Origin of the sequence: uncultured Winogradskyella sp. (genome assembly GCF_947501905.1) — a bacterium.
Lineage (GTDB): Bacteria > Bacteroidota > Bacteroidia > Flavobacteriales > Flavobacteriaceae > Winogradskyella.
This window is the reverse complement of sequence record NZ_CANMXL010000026.1, coordinates 1-210: the sequence shown is the minus strand read 5'-3', so window position 1 is coordinate 210 and position 210 is coordinate 1. Positions and strand designations below refer to the sequence as shown.

Here is a 210-nt window from a genome sequence, read left to right as displayed (position 1 = left end):
ACCAGAATGAGTTTGGTCAGTTGTTACGTCAGTTGCCGTAAAGTCACCAGAAATATCATAAGGGCTAGTTCCACCAGCAAAGCTAATTGTAATAGACCCGTCAGAAAAACCGAAGCAAGAAACATTTGAAGCCACAGTAGCATTAGCTGTTACATCAGAAGGTGCAGCAGCGATAGTAGCGCTAGTAGTTTCAGTACATCCGTTAGCATC

At 43.3% G+C, this 210-nt stretch carries 1 protein-coding gene; it reads right to left on the bottom strand.

From position 1 onward, the window contains the following. A partial coding sequence (locus Q0770_RS14690; protein WP_299118197.1) for a hypothetical protein occupies positions 1-210 on the bottom strand: 210 nt, incomplete at both ends.